Source organism: Cupriavidus ulmosensis (assembly GCF_977008105.1).
In genome coordinates this window covers 335,407-355,243 of sequence record NZ_CDRMWP010000002.1, presented here as the reverse complement: position 1 = coordinate 355,243, position 19,837 = coordinate 335,407, and the positions used below count along the sequence as shown (strand labels likewise).

The following is a 19,837-nucleotide window of genomic DNA, read 5'->3' as shown; positions in this document are numbered from 1 at the left end:
AATGCCTCAGCCGCCCACCGAGCGCGGCGGCAACTGGTAGCTCCACGTCTCGCTCAGCGGCTTGCCGCCGGCCACCAGCGCCGCGCGCATCTCCACCACCTTGCCCGGGTCCTTGACCTTGACGCGCAGGCTCAGGCGCCAGCCCCCGGTGACGGGGTTGGGCTCCAGCACCTTGTCCAGGATCTCCGCGTTGTCGCTCACGCTGACCTGCGAGCCGACCTGCGTGCCGGCGGGCAGACTGGCCAGCACCGGGCCTTCGAAATCGACCAGCAGCCCGGTGCTGCCGTCGAGATGGCGGATCAGGTTGGCCTGGGTGATTTCCCCGGCCGAGCGCAGCGTCTGCTTGACCCAGGCCACGTCCTTGCCGAGCAGCGCGCTCTCGTTCATGGTCCAGTGCATGGTGTAGTCGGCGCGCAGCGGCTGGCCTCGCGGCGGCAGCACGTCCGGCTTCCAGAACGCGACGATGTTGTCGTTGGTCTCGTCGGGCGTGGGGATCTCCACCAGTTGCACGTGGCCCTTGCCCCAGTCGCCCTGCGGCTCGATCCACGCGCTCGGGCGCAGGTCGTAGCGGTCCTTGAGGTCTTCGTAGGCGGAGAACTCGCGCCCGCGCTGGAGCAGCCCGAAGCCGCGCGGGTTGGTGACTTCGAAGCTGCTGATGGCGAGGTCGCGCGGGTTGTTCAGCGGCCGCCACAGCCATTCGCCGTTGCCGGCATGGATGGCGAGGCCGTTGGAGTCGTGCAGCGCGGGGCGGAAGTTGTACTGGTCGCGCTGCTGGTTCGGCCCGAACAGGAACATGCTGGTCAGCGGCGCCACGCCGAGGTTGAGCGCCTTGCCGCGCAGGAACACGCGCGCCTGCACCTTGAGCACGGTGTCCTCGCCGGGGTAGAGGTCGAAGCGGTAGGCGCCGGTGGCGCGCTGCGAGTCGAGCAGCGCGTAGAACACCACGTGCTTGTCGCCGGGCGCGGGCCGCGCGATCCAGAATTCGCGGAAGGCCGGGAATTCCTCGGCCACCGGCAGCCCGGTGTCGATGGCCAGGCCGCGGCTGGACAGGCCGTAGACCTGGTTCTTGCCGATCACGCGGAAATAGCTGGCGCCGAGCACGCTCATGACCTCGTCGAGCTTGTCGGCGCGGTTGATCGGGTAGAGTACGCGGAAACCGGCATAACCGAGCTTGCTGGTCGCGTCCTTGTCGAGCTTGAGGTCGCCGAAGTCGAAGCGCGCCGGGTCGTACCTGACCTCGCTGACCGCGTTGCCGACGATCTCGTTGATGCGCACCGGCGCGCTGAACTGCATGCCCTGGTGGTAGAAGCCGAGGCGGAACGGCGTGTCCTGGTCTTTCCATTCCAACTGGTCGCGGCGCGGCTGGATCTTGATGTAGTCGGCGAACTGCATCTGGCTGAACGCGGGCGGCAGGTTGCTGGCCGGCGCGGCATACGGCTTGTCCGCCAGGGCCTTGGCGCGGGCGGTCACGTCGTCCAGCGAGAAGGCCCAGGCCGGGGCGCCGCACAGCAAGGTCAGGGTGGCCATGAGCGCCGGTGCGGCGGCTCGCATCTTGGGACGTAACGACGCGGCAATGACTGCGAAAAACACGAATCTCTCCAGGAAAGGCACGTTGGAACAGGCTGGCGCGGTATGCGCGCGGCGAAAGTTGCTAGTGTAGTGGCGGTAAACTGCGGGCGCAGCGCAAAAAGACAACGAATTTTGCCTCGTGTGCCTGTTCTGGCACGCGCGGACAGCCGGCAGGACGGCCAGCGCGCACTATCGCGGTGCGCCGGACCTGCCGCGCCACTTGGATGACAATCAGATGAGAATGCTTGTTTCGCTGGCCCTGTCGGCCAGTCTTGTTTGCTCGCCGGTGCTTGCCGGTCCCGCCCCCGACCACGCCGGCGACAAGAACGCATTCATCGCGGACCTGATGAAACGCATGACGCTGGACGAGAAGATCGGCCAGCTGCGCCTGATCAGCATCGGCGCGGACATGCCCCAGCCGCGGCTGCTCGAGGAGATCGCCGCGGGCCGCGTGGGCGGCACCTTCAATTCGGTGACGCCCGCGGAGAACCGGCCGCTGCAGGACGCCGCGGTCCGGCGCAGCCGCCTGAAGATTCCCATCTTCTTCGCCTACGACGTGGTGCACGGCCACCGCACCATCTTCCCGATCAGCCTCGGGCTCGCCTCGAGCTGGGACCTCGCCACGGTGACGCAGAGCGCGCGCATCGCCGCCATCGAGGCCAGCGCCGACGGCCTCGACGCGACCTTCGCGCCGATGGTCGACATCGCCCGCGATCCGCGCTGGGGGCGCACCTCGGAGGGCTTCGGCGAAGACCCCTACCTGGTCTCGCAGTACGCGCGCGCCAGCGTCAAGGGGTTCCAGGGCGGCTCGCCGGCCGGCGCCGACAGCGTGATGGCCTTCGTCAAGCACTTCGCGCTGTACGGCGCGGTCGAAGGCGGGCGCGACTACAACACGGTCGACATGAGCCCGCTGCGCATGTACCAGGACTACCTGCCGCCGTACCGCGCCGGCGTCGACGCGGGCGCCGGCGGCGTCATGATCGCGCTGAACTCGGTCAACGGCGTGCCGGCCACCTCCAACACCTGGCTGCTGCGCGACCTGCTGCGCAAGAGCTGGGGCTTCAAGGGCGTCACGGTGAGCGACCACGGCGCCATCGACGAGCTGACCAAGCACGGCGTGGCGAAGGACGGGCGCGAGGCGGCGCGGCTGGCGATCCGCGCCGGCGTGGACATGAGCATGCACGACTCGGCCTACCTGGCCTACCTGCCCGGGCTGGTGAAGGCGGGCGAGGTGCCCATGCGCGACATCGACGGCGCGGTGCGCGAGGTGCTCGGCGCCAAATACGACATGGGGCTGTTCCAGGACCCGTACCGGCGCATCGGCAAGGCCGAGCAGGACCCGCCCGACATCGACGCGGAAAGCCGCCTGCACCGCGCGGCGGCGCGCGAGGCCGCGCGCCGCTCGCTGGTGCTGCTGGAAAACCGCGCGCAGACGCTGCCGCTGAAGAAGGCCGGCACCATCGCCGTGATCGGCCCGCTGGCCGACGCGCCCATCGACATCATGGGCAGCTGGTCGGCCGCCGGCAAGTCCGGGCAGTCGGTCACGCTGCTGCAGGGCGTGCGCGACGCGCTCGGCGCCAGTGGCCGCGTGGTCTACGCGCGCGGCGCCAACGTGACCGACGACGCCGGCGTGGTCGGCTACCTGAACTTCATGAACTGGGACAAGCCGGAGATCGTGCAGGACAAGCGCGCCCCGGACGAGATGCTGGCCGAGGCCGTGGCGGCCGCGCGCGGCGCCGACACCATCGTGGTCGCGGTGGGCGAGTCGCGCGGCATGTCGCACGAGGCGTCGAGCCGCACCAGCCTGTCGCTGCCGGGCAGCCAGGACGCGCTGCTGCGCGCGCTCAAGGCCACCGGCAAGCCGCTGGTGGTGGTGCTGATGAACGGCCGCCCGCTCACGCTCGGCTGGGAGAAGGAACACGCCGACGCGCTGCTCGAGACCTGGTACGCCGGCACCGAGGGCGGCCACGCCATCGCCGACGTGCTGTTCGGCGACTACAACCCCGCCGGCAAGCTGCCGATCTCCTTTCCGCGCTCGCTCGGCCAGATCCCGACCTACTACAACCACCCGCGCATCGGCCGCCCGTACCGGCCGGGCGAGCCGCCCAACTACACCTCGCAATACTTCGAGGAGCAGCCCGGCCCGCTCTACCCGTTCGGCTACGGCCTGAGCTACACGGACTTCAGCGTGTCCGAGGTGGCGCTGTCGAGCCCGGCGATGGCGCGCGGCGGCCGCATCGAGGCCAGCGTGACGGTGAAGAACACCGGCCCGCGCGACGGCGAGACCGTGGTCCAGCTTTACCTGCGCGACGTCGCCGCCTCGGTGGTGCGGCCCGTGAAGGAACTCAAGGGCTTCCGCAAGCTCATGCTCAAGGCGGGCGAGGCGCGCGAGGTACGCTTCGCCATCGACGAGGACATGCTGAAGTTCTTCAACGCGCAGCTCGACTACGTTGCCGAGCCGGGCGACTTCACGGTGCAGATCGGGCTCGACTCGCAGGCGGTGCGGGAGCGCGGCTTCGTGCTGCGCTAGCGCCGCGCCGGCATCAGAGGTTCCACTGCCCGGCGGTGGCGGCCAGCGCCTCGCGCACCTGCGCGAACTCGCACTCCAGCCGCTGCGTGAGCGACAGGTAGCCCGCCCACGGCCCTGACAGCGCCGGCATCGCGGGCACGGCGCCGCCGCCGCGCGCGGTCAGCCGCGCCGGCACGCCGTGGACCAGCGCGCGCGCCATGCCGATCAGCATCGACTGCATGCGCCGCGCCGTCGCCACCAGCTGGGCGCGCACGGCGGTGCCATCTTCCGCGCCATCTTCCGCACCTTGCTGCCGCGGCCGCACCGCGGCCAGCACCTCCAGCAGGCTGATGCAGACGCGCAGCCCGTGCTGGATCGACTCCAGCTGCGCCATCGGGATGTTGGTCTCCTTGGCCACCGACGGCATCAGCCCGCGCAGCGCCACCAGCAGGCCGCCCTGCAGCGTCATCGCGCGCTGCAGGGCGGCGGCGTCGAGGTCCGCGTCGAGCGCGATGGCGGTCTGCATGCGCGCGCAGCTGCGCAGCGCCTCGGCCAGCTTGTGGCGCCAGGTGTAGGTGGCATGCAGCGGCAGCGCGAACGAGAACAGCAGCGCCACCGCGATGCCGATCAGCACGTCGGCCGTGCGCCACAGGCCGTCGGCGATGGCATTCTCGCCGTGGCCGGCGACGATGAAGATGGTGATGGCCGACAGCAGCGCGATGTAGCCGCCCTTGCCGATCGCGTGATACGCGCACACGGCGCAGGCGACCGCGATCAGCGCATAGCTGAGCAGCGGCGCCTGCAGCCACGACTGCTGCAGGATGATCGCCAGCCCCGCGCCCGCGCCGATCAGCGTGCCGAGCGCGCGCTCGGCCGCCTTGCGGCGGATGTTGCCCTGGTGCTGCAGGCCGCCGACCACCACCAGCAGCGTGATCGAGGCCCATTCGCCGTGCGGGATGTCCATGCCGGTGGTCAGCGCGATCGAGGCCAGCAGCCCGAGCGCCACGCGCACCGAGTGGATCAGCCGCGCGTGCCGGTAGCGGCGCGCCGGGTCGAGCAGCGGACGCAGCAGCGGGCGCAGCCATGGCGGCAGGCGCAGCAGGAGCGGCCGCGCCGTCATGCCGGCGTCGCCGCGCGGCGGCCGGGGCGGGGGTTCGTCCGGCGCGAACCGGCGGCGGAAGGCGCGTGCACGCTCGACTCCATGATGGCTGGTAAAGCCCGGAGCATAGCAGGCCGGCACGCGCCATGCGCGCCGCGGTGGCGGTGGCGGCGGCGGCGAAGCGCCGCTCGTCCCGCACGTCAGTCCGCGTCGAACGCGGCGCGCCCCTCGGCCACCAGCCGCACCAGCAGCGGCGCGGGCGCCCAGTGCCCGCCGTGGGCGGCTTCGAGCGCGCGGATGCGCTCCAGCACCCGCGCCAGGCCCAGGCGCCGCGCGTGGAACATCGGCCCGCCGCGCCACGCCGGGAAGCCGTAGCCATGCACGTACACCACGTCGATGTCCGAGGCGCGCCGCGCGATGCCCTCTTCCAGGATGCGCGCGCCTTCGTTGACCAGCGCCAGCATGCAGCGCTCGACGATTTCCGCGTCGTCCACCGCGCGGCGCGCGATGCCGGCCTCGGCCGCGCAGGCGCGGATGATCTCGTCGACCAGCGGGTCCGGCAGCGGCGCGCGGCTGCCGGCTTCGTAGCGGTAGTAGCCGGCCGCGGTCTTCTGGCCGAAGCGGCCCAGCTCGCAGATGCGGTCGGCCACCTTCGAGTAGCGCAGGTGGGCCGGCCGCGTCGGCGCCAGCCGCTTGCGCGTGGCCCAGTTGATGTCCATGCCGGCGAGGTCGGCCATCGCCAGCGGGCCCATCGCCATGCCGAAGCCGGTCAGCGCGCCGTCCACCTGGCGCGGCGAGGCGCCCTCTTCCAGCAGGAAACCGGCCTCGCGCCAGTAGGGCGTGAGCATGCGGTTGCCGACGAAGCCTTCGCACACGCCCACCAGCACCGGGATCTTGCCGATGTCCCGGGCCAGCTTCATGCAGGCCGCGACCACCGCCGGCGCGGTCTGCCGGCCGCGCACCACTTCCAGCAGCCTCATCACGTTGGCGGGGCTGAAGAAGTGCAGCCCGATCACGTCGCGCGGGCGCGAGGTCGCCGCCGCGATGACGTCGACGTCCAGCCGCGAGGTATTGGTGGCGAGCATCGCGCCCGCCTTGCAGATCGCGTCGAGCCGGGCGAACACGGCCTGCTTGACGGCCATGTCCTCGAACACCGCCTCGATCACGAGGTCGGCCTGCGCCAGCTCCGTGTCGGCGAGCGTGGGCGTGATGCGCGCCATGCGCTGCGCGACGTCCCGCGGCGTGAGCTTGCCCTTGGCCGCGGTGATCTCGTAGTTGCGGCGGATCTGCGCCATGCCGCGCGCCAGCGCGTCCTCGCGCTGCTCGCACAGCGTCACCGGGATGCCGGCGTTGGCGAACGCCATCGCGATGCCCGCGCCCATCGTGCCGGCGCCGAGGATGCCCACGCGCGCCACCTCGTTCGCCACCTCGCGCGGCGCCTCGCCCGCCGGCGCGGCGGCGACCTTGGGCGCCTCGCGCTCGGCGAAGAACAGGTGGCGCAGCGCCTGCGATTCCGGGCCGGCCACGAGCTCATCGAAATGCGCGCGCTCGGCATCGAGCCCCGCCTCCAGCGGCAGGCGCGTCGCCGCCTCCACGCAGGCGATCGCGGCGCGCTGCGCCAGCGCGTTGCGGGCGCGCGCGCCGACCGCGGCCACGCGCGCGGCGAAGTCCACGCCCGCGCCGTCGGCGCATGGCCGGCGCGCGATCACCGGATGTGCGCCCGGCAGGTCCGCCACGCGCCGCGCGAAAGCCAGCGCGGCGGCGAGCGGCTCGCCCTCGATCAGCGCATCGGTCATGCCCAGCGCCAGCGCGCGCTCGCCGCGCACCGGCCGGCCGGACTGGATCAGGTCCAGCGCCGCCGCCACGCCAATCAGGCGCGGCAGCCGCTGCGTGCCGCCGCCGCCCGGCACCAGGCCGAGGTTGACCTCGGGCAGGCCCAGGCTGGCATCGGCGCAGGCGATGCGGTAGTGGCAGCCCAGCGCCAGCTCCATGCCGCCGCCCAGCGCCGCGCCGTGGATGGCCGCCACCACCGGCCTGGCGGACTGTTCGATGCGCGCGATCACCTCGCGCAGCGTGGGCCGCGCGCTGGCCGCCGGCGTATTGAACTGGCGGATGTCGGCGCCGCCGCAGAACGCCTTGCCGGCGCCGAGGATGGCCACGGCGGCGACGGTGTCGTCGCGCGCCGCCGCGGCCAGTCCTTCGTACAGGCCCAGGCGCACGGTGTCGCCGAGGCCGTTGACCGGCGGGTTGTCGATCAGCAGCACGGCCACGCGGCCGTGGCGCTGGTAGCGCACGGTCGGAGTCAGGGCGATGTTGTCCGGGGTGCTGGCGGAAGGCAGTGTCATGGCAGGCTCGGGAAGATGCGGTGAAGGTTCAGACTGCGGTGGACAGGATGGCCGTGGCCTGGCTCGACAGCACGCCGCCATTGCCGTGCACCAGCGCCACCTGCGCGCCCGGCACCTGGCGCGCGCCGGCCTCGCGGCGCAGCTGCGCGACCGCCTCGATCACCAGGAAGATGCTGTACATGCCCGGGTGCGTGCACGACAGCCCGCCGCCGTTGGTGTTCATCGGGAACGCGCCGCCGGGCTCGATGCGCCCGCCCGAGACGAAGGCGCCGCCCTCGCCCTTGGCGCAGAAGCCGAGGTCCTCCAGGAACAGGATCGGGTTGATGGTGAAGGCGTCGTACAGCTCCACCACGTCGATGTCGGCCGGCGTCAGGCCGGCTTCGGCGAAGGCCTTGCGGCCCGACTCCACGGCCGGGGTCACGGTCACGTCGTCCATGCACGAGATCTGCCGGTGCCAGTGCGCGTGCCCGCAGCCGAGCACGTAGACGGGGCTGGCGTGCAGGCCGCGCGCGCGGTCGGCGCGCGTGACCACGAAGGCGCCGGCGCCGTCCGTCACCAGGCAGCAGTCGCGCACCGTGAGCGGATCGGAAATCATCTTCGCGCCGAGCACGTCGTCCACGCTCAGCGGGCCGCGCGCAAACGCATCGGGGTTGCGCTGCGCCCACTTGCGTGCGGCCACCGCCACCTCGGCCAGCTGCGTGCGCGTGGTGCCGTACTGGTGCATGTGGCGCGCCGCCGCCAGCGCGTAGCTGCTGGGCGGGTTGAACGGCTTGTACGGATGCTCGTAGGGCTGCGGGTCCAGCTCGGCGCGCATCTGGTTCTGGCGCGTGCTGCTCGGCGCGCTGCGCGGCGTGGCGCCGTAGCAGACCAGCACGTTGTCGCACTCGCCGGCCTCGATGGCCATCGCCGCGATCTTGAGGTCGGCGATGAAGGACGAGCCGCCGAACATGGTGCTGTCGGAAAAGCGCGGCCGGATGCCGAGGTACTCGGCCATGCGCATCACCCACCAGGGCGAGGTAAGGCTGGCGGTGATGATGCCGTCGATGTCGCGCATGCGCAGGCCGCTGGCCCGCACCGCCGCGTGCGCCGCCTGCGCGATGATCTCCTGCTCGGTGCGCCCGCCCGCGTAGCCCAGGCCGGCCAGCCCGGTGCCGAGGATGGCGACGGCGCCGCGCCGCGTGCCGTGCGTGTCGCTCATGGCTGCACCTGCGCGACGACGAATTCCAGCAGCGGCCCGGCCGCCTCCTGCGCGATCCGCGCACGCACGCGCATGCCGATGCGCACCGCGTCCGGCGCCACGCCCGCGACCCGGCTCATCATGCGCGGGCCTTCGTCGAGGTCGATCAGGCTGACGTTGTAGTCGCCTTCCGGCCGGCGCACCGTGGTGGTGGAATACACCGTGGCGCCGCCCGAGGGCGCCTGCCAGGCCAGCGCGTCGGAGCCGCAGTGCGGGCACAGCACGCGCGGGAAGAAATGCCAGCGCCCGCAGTCCGCGCAGCGCGGCATGACGAAGCTGCCCCGCGCCAGGCTGGCGAAATAGAAAGTGTCCGCGCCCCGGGTTTCGCTGTCGGTGGACGCGCCTGTGCTGCCGTGCATGGAAGCCGCTCCGCGATGGGTTGAGTGGGTCGAATGGATTGAGTGGGTCGAGCGGATTGAGCGGGGATTCACTCGTCCACCTTCACGCCGGTGACCTGCACCGTGCGCTGCCACTTGGCCACCTCGGCCTCCACGTACTGGCGGAACGCCGCCGGGTCGAGCGTGCCGCCGGCCTCGGCGCTCTGCTTGCGCAGCTTCTCGGCCATCGCGGGCGAGCGCATGATGCGGTTGGCCTCGCGGTTCAGGCGCGCCACGATGTCCGGCGCGGTGCCGGCCGGCGCGTACAGGCCGAGCCAGGTGTAGAGGTCGTAGTTCTTGAAGCCGGCCTCGGCGATGGTCGGCAGCTCGGGAAACAGCTTGCTGCGCTCGGCGCTGGTGACGGCGATGGGCCGCAGCTTGCCGGCGGCGATGAAGGCGGACACGCTCATCGAATCCTGGAACACCATCGGGATCTGCCCGGCCACCACGTCGTTGGTGGACGGCGACGCGCCCTTGTACGGCACGTGCACCAGCGGCACGCCGGCCACCTGCCGGAACAGCTCGCCGGCCAGGTGCGTGGAGCCGCCCACGCCGGCCGAGCCGTAGGGCACGCTCGGCTGCGCCTTGGCCCACTTGATGAACTCCGGCAGCGTGTGGGCCGGCACGGACGGGTTCACCACCAGCATGTTGGGCGCCTTGGCGATCAGCGCGATCGGCTCGAAATCCTTCACCGGCTGGTAGCGCACGTTCTTCTGCACCGCCGGGCCGATCACGTGGCCGGTCGCGCTGAGCAGCAGCGTGTAGCCGTCACTGGGCTTGCGCGCCACGTACTCGGTGGCGACCTGCCCGGCCGCGCCGGGACGGTTCTCCACCACGAAGCTCTGCCTGAACGCCTGCGACAGCTCGGCGGCCAGCAGGCGCCCGACGATGTCGGTCATGCCGCCGGGCGCGAACGCCACCACGATGGTCACCGGCTTGGCGGGCCACGCTTCGGCCGCGGCCGGCTGCGCGTGCGCGGCGCCGGCCGCGAGGAAGGTGGAAAAGATGCTGCCGCACAAGGCGAGCAGGCGCAGGCGGGCCTGGAAGGGTTTCACGGCTGTCTCCGGATGAATCGTTCTTGTATGTCGCCGCCGGACCGGCATGAGACGAAGGAGCCGCCTTCCACGGGCCTGGAGCTGGCAGCCAGTATATTTTTCGCGCCCGCCATCGGGCCATCCGAAAAATTCGAACCGGCAGTTCGTGGAATTGGAACGCTCGGCCGGCGGCGCGCCGGCCCGCGCTCACATCTGCCGTGCCGCCAACGCCGTCAGCCCGCCGCCGCGCGCGTCAGCCGCCGTGGAACACGTCGCTGGCGCCCACGTACACGCGGATGCCCCTGGCCTGCGGCAGGTCCGGCAGGATCAGCGCCATGTCGAACGAGGTGCCGCCGGCGGCCTCGAGGAAGGTCCAGCCCGCGCTCCTGCCGCCGGCGTTGAAGGCCACCGATTCGCCGGAGGCGACGTTGACGTAGTTCATGCCGGGCGCGAGCGTCACGGTGCGCGTGGTGGCGCGCAGGTCGGCGGGGCTGCCGAACAGCGCGGCCACGCGGCTCGCCCTGGTGGCGGGGGCGGAAGGGGAAGTATCGGAGGCGGTCGGGGAGAGGGCTTGCGAGGGCGTGCCGGCGCTCCACGCCGGTGACGTGGCGAGCAGGGAGAGTGCCAGCGCGGCGGCCAGCTTTTGCTTTTTGGTCATTGTGTTTTTCCTTGTGCGCACCCCTGTCATCAGGAGTACACGAAGAAAGTGTAATGACCCGCCACGTATTCTTGAAATGATTTAATCAACCGAAACGAAGTCGGTTTATTCATGCATCCCGGCCCGGCGGCGGGACGTCTTCCCGCGTGGCCGCCACGCGCGGATCGTCCAGCAGGAACTGCACGAAGGCGGCGGTGAAGGACGGCAGCTTGCGCTCCGCGCGCACGATCAGGTTCAGCTCGCGGCGCGCCCACGGCTCGGCCAGCCGCACGCCGGCCACGCGCGCCTCGCGCAGCGCCTGCGCGGCCACGCTGCGCGGCACCAGCGCCACGCCCACGCCGGCCTCCACCAGCGACAGCGCGGCCTCGAAGCTGTGCGCGTGCAGGCGCACGTTGGGGCTCTTGCCGGCGCGCTGCGCCATGTCGCGCAGGAACAGGAAATTGCTGCTGCCGCGGCTCATGCAGACGAAATCGAATTCGAGCGCCGCGCCGAAGCGCAGCTCGGCCTGCCGCGCGAGCGGATGGTCGGGCGGCACGGCGAGGACCAGTTCGTCCACGGCATAGCGCTCGGCGCGCACGCCGCCGGCATCGATGTCGCCGGCGAGGATGCCGATGTCGGCCTCCTGCGCCGCTACCGCGGCGGGAATGGCCTGGCTGGCGCGTTCTTCGAGGTCGATGTTGACGTCCGGGTTGGCCGCCAGGAAGCGGCTCACACTGGGGATGATGAAGCCGTTGAGCGAGCTGCTGTTGGCCAGCAGGCGGATATGGCCCTTGAGGCCGGCCGAGAAGCGCCCCACCTCGCCGTGCATGCGCTCCACCCCTTGCAGCAGTTCGCGCACGTGCGCGAGCAGGGTCTGGCCGGCGGGCGTGAGCTCCATGCCGCGCGCGTTGCGCACGAACAGCGGCGTGCCCATCGCATGCTCGAGGTTCTTCAGGCGGTAGCTGGCGGCGGATGCCGTGATGTGGATCGCGGAGGCCCCGCTGGACAGGTTCTGCGCTTCGGCAATGGCCTGGAACAGGCGCAGGTCCGTCAGTTCGTAACGCACGGTGTCTCCGTTCTTGTTTTCGTGGCGGCGCAAGGCGTTGCCGGATGGCAAGCCTTGTCCTGCCGCGATTCTAGAGCATGCCGGCGGCCCGTCTCCCCGTGCGGAGGCGGGCCGCCGGCGCGGCGCCTCAGATCAGCGTCAGGCGCACGTCGATGTTGCCGCGCGTGGCGTTCGAGTACGGGCACACGATATGGGCCTTGTCGACCAGCGACTGCGCGACGGCGCGGTCCACGCCGGGCAGCGAGATGTTCAGGTCCACCTCGATGCCGAAGCCGGTGGGAATCGCGCCGATGCCGACCTGGCCGGTGATCGAGGTATCCGCGGGCAGCGCGATCTTCTCGCGGGCCGCGACGAACTTCAGCGCGCCCAGGAAGCAGGCCGAATAGCCCGCGGCGAACAGTTGCTCGGGGTTGGTGCCGACACCGCCCGCGCCGCCCAGCTCGCGCGGGGTGGCCAGCTTGACGTCCAGCACGTTGTCGGAAGACACCGAGCGGCCGTCACGGCCTCCGGTGGCGGTGGCGCTGGCGCGGTAAAGGACTTTTTCGATCGACATGATGAATCTCCGGTTCGTTGACTGAGAGTGACACTGCCGGCTCCGGGGAGCCGAGGGGTTATGGGGTACTGCCTGCTGCGGTACTGCCGTGTGCTGCTGCCTGCTGCCTGCTGCTACTTACTATCTACCATCTGCCGCGCATCGCCAGTGCCCGGTTGCGGCACTCAACATCGCTAGCGATTAAATCGTGCACTACTTATCTTGCGTTCCGGCGGGGCATTCGCCCGCGCCTTCCTTCAACTGCCCATTCAACTGCCCGCGTCGGCGAAGCGCTCGCGCAGCTTGTCGAGCTCCGCCTTGACCGACGCGATCTTCTCGATGCCGCAATCGGCCGCGCACAGCACCGCGCGCGGCACCGCCTCGGCCTGCTGCCGCAGCGCGCGCCCGTGCGGGGTCAGCGTGACGATGACCTGCCGCTCGTCGGCCGCGGCGCGCTCGCGGCGCAGCAGCGACTGCGCTTCCATGCGCTTGAGCAGCGGCGTGAGCGTGGCCGAATCCAGGTGCAGGCGCGCGCCGATGTCCGACACCGTCAGGCCATCGGCCTCCCACAGCACCATCATCACGAGGTATTGCGGATAGGTCAGGCCCAGCGGCGCCAGCAACTTGCGGTAAAGCTTGTTCAGGGCCAGCGAAGTGGCATACACGGAAAAGCAGAACTGGTGGTCCAGCAGCAGCACGGAGGCGCTGTCGAGACCGGCGCCGGGCGCTGCCTGCTTGTTCCGGGGAGTGCGTTTCGTGTCCATGAGCCGTAATTTATATCGCGCACGATTCAATTGCAAGCTATTTTTTTGGCCGCGCCGCAGACTTTTCCGCGCCGCCGCGCGGGGCCTCACGGCTGGTCGTCTCCCAGCAGGCCCAGCGCGGTGGTGTCGATGGTCTCGACCTTGCCCTTCTGCCGCACCTCCGTGCGCAGCACGAAGGACTCCGTGGGGCAGTACCAGTCGGTGATCTCCATGACCGCGGGTTCGGTCTGAATCACCTCGTCGCCCATCAGCACCGGGCCGAGCGAGTTGCGCTTCTCGTAGGTGATCGGCATGCACTCGCGGCGGCCCAGCGTGGTCTCGATGGCGCGCGCGCGGCCCACGCGCCGCTCGCCGATGGTGACGGAGGCCGACGGCGCGCGGATGGTGGTGACGAAGGCGTCGGTGGCCAGGCTGTGGATCTCCAGGTCGAGGCTGGAGGTGAGCGTCTCGCCGGGCAGCACCGCGCCTTCGCGCACCGCCAGGCCGGCGTAGCTGAGCACGCCGTGGCCCTGGAACGAGGCCTCGCCGAACAGGCGCGTATAGCGCGCCCGCGCATTGATGGTGGCGCGCTGGCTGCTGACCGTGCCGCCGGTGCCGCCGGCCGCGCGGTCGAAATTCATGTGGTGCACCTGGTCCATCACCACCGGCGGCCCCATCATCGCCGCCAGCGCGGACTTGGAATGGATCGTCAGCCAGGCGCTGCAGCCGGTCTCGGTGCGCACCGGGTGGCGGATCGTCATGGTGATCGACATCGGCATGTCGCCGTCGGCTTCCATCTGCGTGCGGGCGCCGGAACGGAACCAGCCGGTGTCGCAGATGGTGCCCGGCGCGGCCGGCGGCGGCTCCGCCGATGCGGCGGTCGCGCCGGCGGCGGCGTTGTCTGTGGGCGCGGGCGCGGCCGGCTGCGCCCGCGCGGCGCCGAGGACGCCGCACAGCAACAGCAGCAGCGCCGGCAGGCGGAGCCGCGCGGGCGCGCCCGGTTTTGCGCGGGCGTCGGTCCGGCAAGGAGGAACTGTCATTTGGTATCCCAGGCTGGGCCGCGGCGGCACCGGCCGCCGTCATGCAGCGAAGGTAGCATCGCCGCCGCCGCGGCACAATCCGCAGCCGGCGGCCGGCGCGTACAATCGGCCGGAGCCAGCCATCACGACACCATCGCGGCATCATCACAACCAGGAGACGACAATGGCAGTGATCGGACCCGACGTGCGCATCCACCCGAGCGCCTACGTGCATGAATCGGCCTACCTCTACGGCAAGGTCACGGTGCACGAGCACGCGTCGATCTGGATCAACGCGGCCGCGCGCGCCGAGCACACGGAAATCGTGATCGGCGCGTACACCAACATCCAGGACTTCGCCATGCTGCACGTGGGCGACCGCACGCCCACCCTCATCGGCAGCCATTGCTCGATCACCCATCACTGCACCATCCACGGCTGCACCATCGGCGACAACTGCCTGATCGGCATCAACGCCACCATCATGGACGCCTGCGTGATCGGCGACAACAGCATCGTGGCCGGCCATGCCTTCCTCAAGGAAGGCACCGTGATCCCGCCCAATTCCATCGTGATGGGCAGCCCCGGCAAGATCACGCGCACGCACAACAGCTACGTGCGCAACCGGCTCAATGCCTTCCTCTACTACAAGAACGCGCTGGCCTACGCGCAGCAGAACTACCGCGCCTGGGAAGGCCCCGCGTTCACGGCGGAGGTGATGCAGGAAATGGCGAAGCTGCAGGCGGAACTGAAGGCGCTGGCCGGTTGAATCCGCGCTGTCAGACCAGCCCGAGGTCCACGGCGCGCGCGCCGGGAAACACCTGCGCCAGGCGCGCGTCGTCCAGCCCGTAGAGGCGCCGGAAGAGGCCGCCCAGCAGCGCGCGGTATTCGTTGAGCACGGGCCAGTCGCGGTTCTGGTTGAGCGTGCGCTGCTCCACCGCCACCTGCTCGCCGGCGATGCGCCCGCCGCGCACCGCGCCGCCGGCCACCCAGTACACCGTGCCGTGGCCGTGGTCGGTGCCGCGCGTGCCGTTCTCGCGGAAGGTGCGGCCGAACTCGGACACCACCACCAGCGTGGTCTGGTTCCACGCGGGGCCGATCTCCTCGGCGAAGCCGGCAATGCCGCGCCCGAGGTTGTCGAGCAGGCTGGCCAGCTGCCCCTGCGCGCCGCCCTGGTTGACGTGCGTGTCCCAGCCGCCCACGTCGATGAAGCCGAGGTTGAAGCGCTCGCGCATCAGGCCGGCCATGCGGCGCGCCTCGAGCTCGAAGCCGCGGGCGCTGAGCGCGCGCCGGTTGGCCGCCTGCATCTCCTGCATGCGGCCGGCCATCGCGGCGTCGCCCTCCCCCTGTCCACCTTGCCCGCCCTGCGCCAGCATGGCGTTGCGGCGCTGCATGGCCTCAGCCTCCTGCGCCACGGTCTGGCGCAGCTCGAAGCCTTCGTCGATCAGCGACTCGAAGCGCGTGCCGCGGTACATCTGCGCCAGCACGCGCGTCTGGCGCTCGTCGAACGGCGTGCGCCCGGTGCCCTTGAGCGAGACGTTGGGCACGTTGAGCGGCCCGCTCAGCACCACCGGCAGGCCGTCGGTGAAGGCCACCGGCGCGGCGCGCCCGCCCATGACGCCGGCCAGCCGGTTGAGAAAGCCGGTGCCGCGCAGCGACGCCACGCTGCGCGCGCCGCTGGCGCCGGCCAGCGGCAGGCCCGCCTCCACGCCGTCCTGCGTCTCGAAGTGGCTGCGCGACAGGTCCTCGGTGCCGGCGAACGGCACGAAGGCAAGCTGCCGCTTCCGCCACAGCGGCAGCATGCTGTCCCTGAGCGCGGGATGCAGCGCCCAGTCGCCGATGCCGCGGTCGGCGCCGCCGTCGGAAGCCGCCGCGAGCGAGAGCGCCGCGCGCGGGTCGGCCGGCGTATCGGACGCGGCGGGCGCGACAGGCCGCGCGATGGCGATCGTGGGCCGCGCGGCGTAATAAAAATCGCTGCCCGCCGGCACCAGCACGCTGGTGGCATCGTAGCCGCCGCGCAGGAACACCAGCAGGAAGCGCGCGTCGGCCTGCTGCGGCAGCGCATAGGCGCGCGCGACGATGCCGGGCGCCAGCGTGGCCAGTCCAGCCATGCCGGCGCGTTTGAGCCATTCACGTCGTTGCATGAGATGCTCCCGTGTCGTGTCTAGTCCTGCATCCACTCGGGCGAGGACAGCAGTATCGTGTTCCATTCCGCCTGCGACGCCGCCTGCGTCATGGCCGTGCGCGTGGCGGGGCCGAGCGTGGCTTCGATGCTGTCGAAGAAGACGCGGTTGCCCGGCTGCGGGAAACCTGTGCGCTCGGCCGGCTTGCCGTCGTCCTTCGAGAACAGGCCGGCCTGCCCGGAGCCGATCGCGCGCGCGATCTCGAAGCGCTTGACCATCTGGCCCGAGCTGGCCCACGCGCTTTCCGCGGCGGGGTAGCCGTCGGGCGTGACGCGGCCGTAGAGCGGCTCGCCGAGCTGGTTGAGCCAGCCGATGGCCGGGCGCAGGTTGGCCACCATGCGGCCGTCGTAGGCCAGCCGCAGCGACGACGCCACGAACTGCATCGGGTCCTTGAAGCGGCGCGTGCCGGAGGCCAGCGTGGCATCGAACTCGGGCGACAGGAACAGCGTGCGCAGCACGGTGGCGATGTCGCCGTCGCTCCTGGTGAACGCCGCCGCCATGCGCTCGACCAGCGCCGGCGGCGGCGCGTCGCCGACGAAGTGCGCGGCGATCCTGGCCGAGATGAAGCGCGCCGTGGCCGGATCGCGGCTAAGGATGTCGACGGCCTGCTCCACCTCGTGAAAACCGGACGGCTCGATGCGGTGGCCGAGCAGGGTCTTGGCGCCGAAGTCGTGGCGGTTCGGATTGAACTCGAACACGCCATCGGCGCGGTACAGCGCCTGCTTCTGCGGCGGCAGCTTCGGCGGCTCGCCGCTGGCGTTGATGCCCAGGCCGGTCAGCACGCGCGCCAGCTCCTGCACGTCCTGCTGCGTGTAGCGCGAGCCGCTGGCGCCGCCCGACACGCCGAGCGTGTGCAGCTCCATCAGCTCGCGCGCGTAGTTCTCGTTGATGCGGTTGGCGGCGCTCTGCGCGTTGTCCAGGTACTCCAGCATGGCGGGCGCGGTCACGGTGGCCATCAGCAGGTCGCGGAACCGGCCGAGCGCGCGCGGCCGGATGGCGCGGTCCTCGTAGTCGGCCAGCACCCAGCGCACCGAACCCTTGCCCGAGTACACGCTGAAATGGTTCATCCAGAACCACGTCATCTGCTCGCGCAGTTGCGCCGGCGAGTAAAGCGCGCGCAGCAGGTGGCGGCGGCTGGTGTCGAGCAGCACCTCGCTGCCGGCGCGGTTGAGCGCCTCGCGGGCCTTCTGCTTTTCGTCTTCGTCGGCGAGCGCGTTGATGCGCCGCTGCTCGGCGCGCACGCCGCTCAGGCGCTGCGCGCCGCTTTGCTGCGCGATGCTCAGCGCGCCGATGGCGGCGGCGAGCTCGCCGCCGTCCTGCGCCGGCGCCGCGATCTGCTCGTCGAGATAACGCGCGCGGCCCAGCCTGCGCAGTTGCTCGATGCCGGCCTGGTCGGCGCCGAAGGTCACGCTGTTGAGCCAGTGCAGGTCGGCCGGCCCGAGCGCGGCGGCGGACGCGCCACCGGCCCGCGGGCCGCCGCCCTGCGCGCAGGCGGCCAGCAGCGCGACGGCCACGGCCAGGTACAACGTTGTCGTCAGACGTGGAAAGCGAAGAGGCATGGCGGTCCTGTCTCGGCTCGCGCGAGCGCGTGGGTGACACCGCTCTGACGCGGACGGACGCGGTTCGGTTGACGCGAACGTGCCGTGATTTACCCGGACTTTACGCCCGGAAACGGATCCCGCTCCGCAAGGAAAACGAAAGCCCCGGCCGCCATCCGCGCTCCCCTGGCCGCCGCCAGCTCAGGGCTGGCCTGCCTGCGCGGGCATGGCGCGCAGCGTGAGCGCCCAGAAGACCAGCGCCGCCAGGCTGATGACCGCGCCCAGCACGCATACGCCGCTCCAGCCGGCCCGCGCGTAGACGTGGGTCGACGCGATGGCGCCGGCGCCGCTGCCCAGTGCGTAGAAGAGCATGTAGCAGCCCACCATGCGGCCGTGCGCCTCGGGCCGCACGCGGAACACCAGACTCTGGTTGGTGACGTGGATGGCCTGCCCGGCGAGGTCGAGCACCAGCACGCCGGCCACCAGCAGCCACAGCGACTGCGGCGCCAGCGCCAGGGGCAGCCAGCAGGCGAGCAGCAGCACCAGCGCCACGCCGGTGGTGCGCTGGCCCAGGCCGCGGTCGGCCAGCCGGCCGGTGCGCGCCGCGGCCAGCGCGCCGGCCGCGCCCACCAGGCCGAAAGCGCCGATGGCGGTGTGCGACATGGCATGCGGCGGCGCGCTCAGCGGCAGCACCAGCGTGGTCCAGAACGCGCTGAACGCGGCGAACATCAGCATGGCGAGTACGCCGCGGATCTGCAGCGTGCGCTCGCCGAGCAGCAGCACGAACATCGAGCCGAGCAGGCGCGCGTAACCCAGGCGCGCCGGCGCGATGGCCTGGCGCGGCAGGCGGCGCACCAGCACCGCGAACAGCAGCAGCGCCAGCACGCCCGAGGTGGCGTACACCGCGCGCCAGCCGGCCAGGTCGGCCAGCACGCCCGCCAGCGCGCGCGCCGCCAGCAGCCCCTGCGTCATGGCCGTGCCGAGCAGGCCCACGGCCAGCATGCCGGCCAGCAGCGCGGCGCGCGTGCCGGCCAGGCTGACCGCGCCGAGCGCCACCGCCAGCAGCAGCAGTTGCGCCAGGATCAGCCGGCGCCGGTCCATCAGGTCGCCCACCGGCACCAGCAGCAGCAGCGCCAGCGCGCAGCCGGCCTGGGTCGCCGTCACCACGATGCCCACGGCGCTCTCGGCGAAGCCGAACTCGCGCGCCACGGCGTCGAGCAGCGGCTGCGCGTAATAGACGTTGGCCACGCTGAGCCCGCAGGCCAGCGCGAACAGCCACACCAGCGCGGGGGCCATGCGAGCCGGCGCCGCGGCGGGAGCGCGCGCGCACGGCGCGGCGGCGTTCATGGTCATGGAGACTCCATCTGGTTGCGTCAGAAAACCAGATGGAGTCTAGCCAACATGGTTTCCTTAAGCAACCAGATGATGCGCAATACACACGACGGCACGGGAAGTGCGGCAGAAAGCAAGGCAAGCAGCGGCGCAAGAAGCGAAGCGAAAAGCGGCGCGGGAGGCTCCCCAGCAAGGTTGCGATGTATATCGTATAGTTGCGATATTAATTTTGAGAGAAGCGGATATATGTTTCGGCAAAAGACGAAACAGGCCGTTTCCTCCACCAGCCAACCCGCCCCCAATGGACTCCGACGCCATCGACATCGACGCCATCCTCAAGGCCCTCGCCAACCCGCTGCGGCGCAACATCCTGTACTGGCTGAAAGACCCGGAAGCGAACTTCGCCATGCAGGACCACCCGCTCGACATCGGCGTGTGCGCGGGCCTGATCGATGCGCGCACCGGGCTGTCGCAGTCCACGGTCTCGGCGCACCTCGCCACGCTGCAGCGCGCGGGGCTGGTGACGTCGAAGCGGGTCGGCCAGTGGATCTTCTTCAAGCGCGACGAGCAGACCATCCAGGCTTTCCTGGCACGGATGCACCGCGATCTCTGAACCC

Annotated in this window: 17 protein-coding genes; 3 read left to right on the top strand and 14 right to left on the bottom strand. The window is 71.1% G+C overall.

The window, feature by feature from the left end:
* Positions 1–6: 6 nt before the first annotated feature.
* Positions 7–1,527, bottom strand: a complete 1,521-nt coding sequence (locus ACWTPI_RS21500; protein WP_020205065.1) for a glucan biosynthesis protein G — start codon at positions 1,525–1,527, stop codon at positions 7–9.
* Positions 1,528–1,810: 283 nt separating this feature from the next.
* Here ACWTPI_RS21500 and bglX point away from each other — a divergent pair, with 283 nt between their 5' ends.
* Positions 1,811–4,099: a beta-glucosidase BglX gene (bglX, locus tag ACWTPI_RS21495; protein WP_454733987.1), complete on the top strand. Its 2,289-nt coding sequence runs from the start codon at positions 1,811–1,813 to the stop codon at positions 4,097–4,099.
* A gap of 13 nt (positions 4,100–4,112) precedes the next feature.
* Here the strand turns inward: bglX and ACWTPI_RS21490 are convergent, their stop codons facing one another.
* From ACWTPI_RS21490 to ACWTPI_RS21445, 10 genes are all read right to left on the bottom strand, one after another.
* The gene (locus tag ACWTPI_RS21490; RefSeq protein ID WP_454732663.1) at positions 4,113–5,198 is read right to left on the bottom strand and encodes an FUSC family protein; all 1,086 of its coding nucleotides are present in this window, start codon (positions 5,196–5,198) and stop codon (positions 4,113–4,115) included.
* A gap of 179 nt (positions 5,199–5,377) precedes the next feature.
* Positions 5,378–7,522 (bottom strand): 3-hydroxyacyl-CoA dehydrogenase NAD-binding domain-containing protein, encoded by a 2,145-nt coding sequence (locus ACWTPI_RS21485; protein ID WP_454732662.1) that lies wholly within the window; start codon positions 7,520–7,522, stop codon positions 5,378–5,380.
* A gap of 28 nt (positions 7,523–7,550) precedes the next feature.
* The gene (locus ACWTPI_RS21480) at positions 7,551–8,720 is read right to left on the bottom strand and encodes a thiolase (protein WP_454732661.1); all 1,170 of its coding nucleotides are present in this window, start codon (positions 8,718–8,720) and stop codon (positions 7,551–7,553) included.
* Positions 8,717–9,118: a Zn-ribbon domain-containing OB-fold protein gene (locus ACWTPI_RS21475; protein ID WP_059412247.1), complete on the bottom strand. Its 402-nt coding sequence runs from the start codon at positions 9,116–9,118 to the stop codon at positions 8,717–8,719. Before ACWTPI_RS21475 ends, ACWTPI_RS21480 begins: the two co-directional genes overlap by 4 nt.
* 68 nt (positions 9,119–9,186) lie before the next feature.
* Positions 9,187–10,191, bottom strand: coding sequence for a tripartite tricarboxylate transporter substrate binding protein (locus ACWTPI_RS21470; RefSeq protein ID WP_020205059.1), 1,005 nt, complete (start codon positions 10,189–10,191; stop codon positions 9,187–9,189).
* A gap of 232 nt (positions 10,192–10,423) precedes the next feature.
* Positions 10,424–10,828, bottom strand: coding sequence for a CzcE family metal-binding protein (locus ACWTPI_RS21465; protein ID WP_454732660.1), 405 nt, complete (start codon positions 10,826–10,828; stop codon positions 10,424–10,426).
* A gap of 109 nt (positions 10,829–10,937) precedes the next feature.
* On the bottom strand, positions 10,938–11,873 hold the full coding sequence (locus tag ACWTPI_RS21460; protein WP_454732659.1) for a LysR family transcriptional regulator: 936 nt from the start codon (positions 11,871–11,873) through the stop codon (positions 10,938–10,940).
* Between the two features lie 127 nt (positions 11,874–12,000).
* On the bottom strand, positions 12,001–12,426 hold the full coding sequence (locus tag ACWTPI_RS21455; protein ID WP_454732658.1) for an organic hydroperoxide resistance protein: 426 nt from the start codon (positions 12,424–12,426) through the stop codon (positions 12,001–12,003).
* 248 nt (positions 12,427–12,674) lie between these two features.
* Positions 12,675–13,169, bottom strand: coding sequence for a MarR family winged helix-turn-helix transcriptional regulator (locus ACWTPI_RS21450; protein ID WP_020205055.1), 495 nt, complete (start codon positions 13,167–13,169; stop codon positions 12,675–12,677).
* Positions 13,170–13,255: 86 nt separating this feature from the next.
* On the bottom strand, positions 13,256–14,188 hold the full coding sequence (locus tag ACWTPI_RS21445; protein ID WP_454732657.1) for a hypothetical protein: 933 nt from the start codon (positions 14,186–14,188) through the stop codon (positions 13,256–13,258).
* Positions 14,189–14,351: 163 nt separating this feature from the next.
* Here ACWTPI_RS21445 and ACWTPI_RS21440 point away from each other — a divergent pair, with 163 nt between their 5' ends.
* A complete protein-coding gene (locus ACWTPI_RS21440) occupies positions 14,352–14,936 on the top strand; it encodes a gamma carbonic anhydrase family protein (protein ID WP_454732656.1) in 585 nt (194 codons plus the stop codon).
* A 10-nt stretch (positions 14,937–14,946) separates the two neighbouring features.
* On the opposite strand, the gene ACWTPI_RS21435 is transcribed toward ACWTPI_RS21440, so the two are convergent.
* From ACWTPI_RS21435 to ACWTPI_RS21425, 3 genes are all read right to left on the bottom strand, one after another.
* Positions 14,947–16,311, bottom strand: coding sequence for a DUF1501 domain-containing protein (locus ACWTPI_RS21435; protein ID WP_454732655.1), 1,365 nt, complete (start codon positions 16,309–16,311; stop codon positions 14,947–14,949).
* 20 nt (positions 16,312–16,331) lie between these two features.
* A complete protein-coding gene (locus ACWTPI_RS21430) occupies positions 16,332–17,909 on the bottom strand; it encodes a DUF1800 domain-containing protein (protein WP_454732654.1) in 1,578 nt (525 codons plus the stop codon).
* 180 nt (positions 17,910–18,089) lie between these two features.
* Entirely contained in the window at positions 18,090–19,241 is a 1,152-nt protein-coding gene (locus ACWTPI_RS21425; RefSeq protein ID WP_454732653.1) for an MFS transporter, read from the bottom strand.
* Between the two features lie 280 nt (positions 19,242–19,521).
* On the opposite strand from ACWTPI_RS21425, the gene ACWTPI_RS21420 reads away from it, so the two are divergent.
* A complete protein-coding gene (locus ACWTPI_RS21420) occupies positions 19,522–19,833 on the top strand; it encodes an ArsR/SmtB family transcription factor (protein ID WP_020205049.1) in 312 nt (103 codons plus the stop codon).
* The last annotated feature ends 4 nt before the right edge of the window (positions 19,834–19,837 follow it).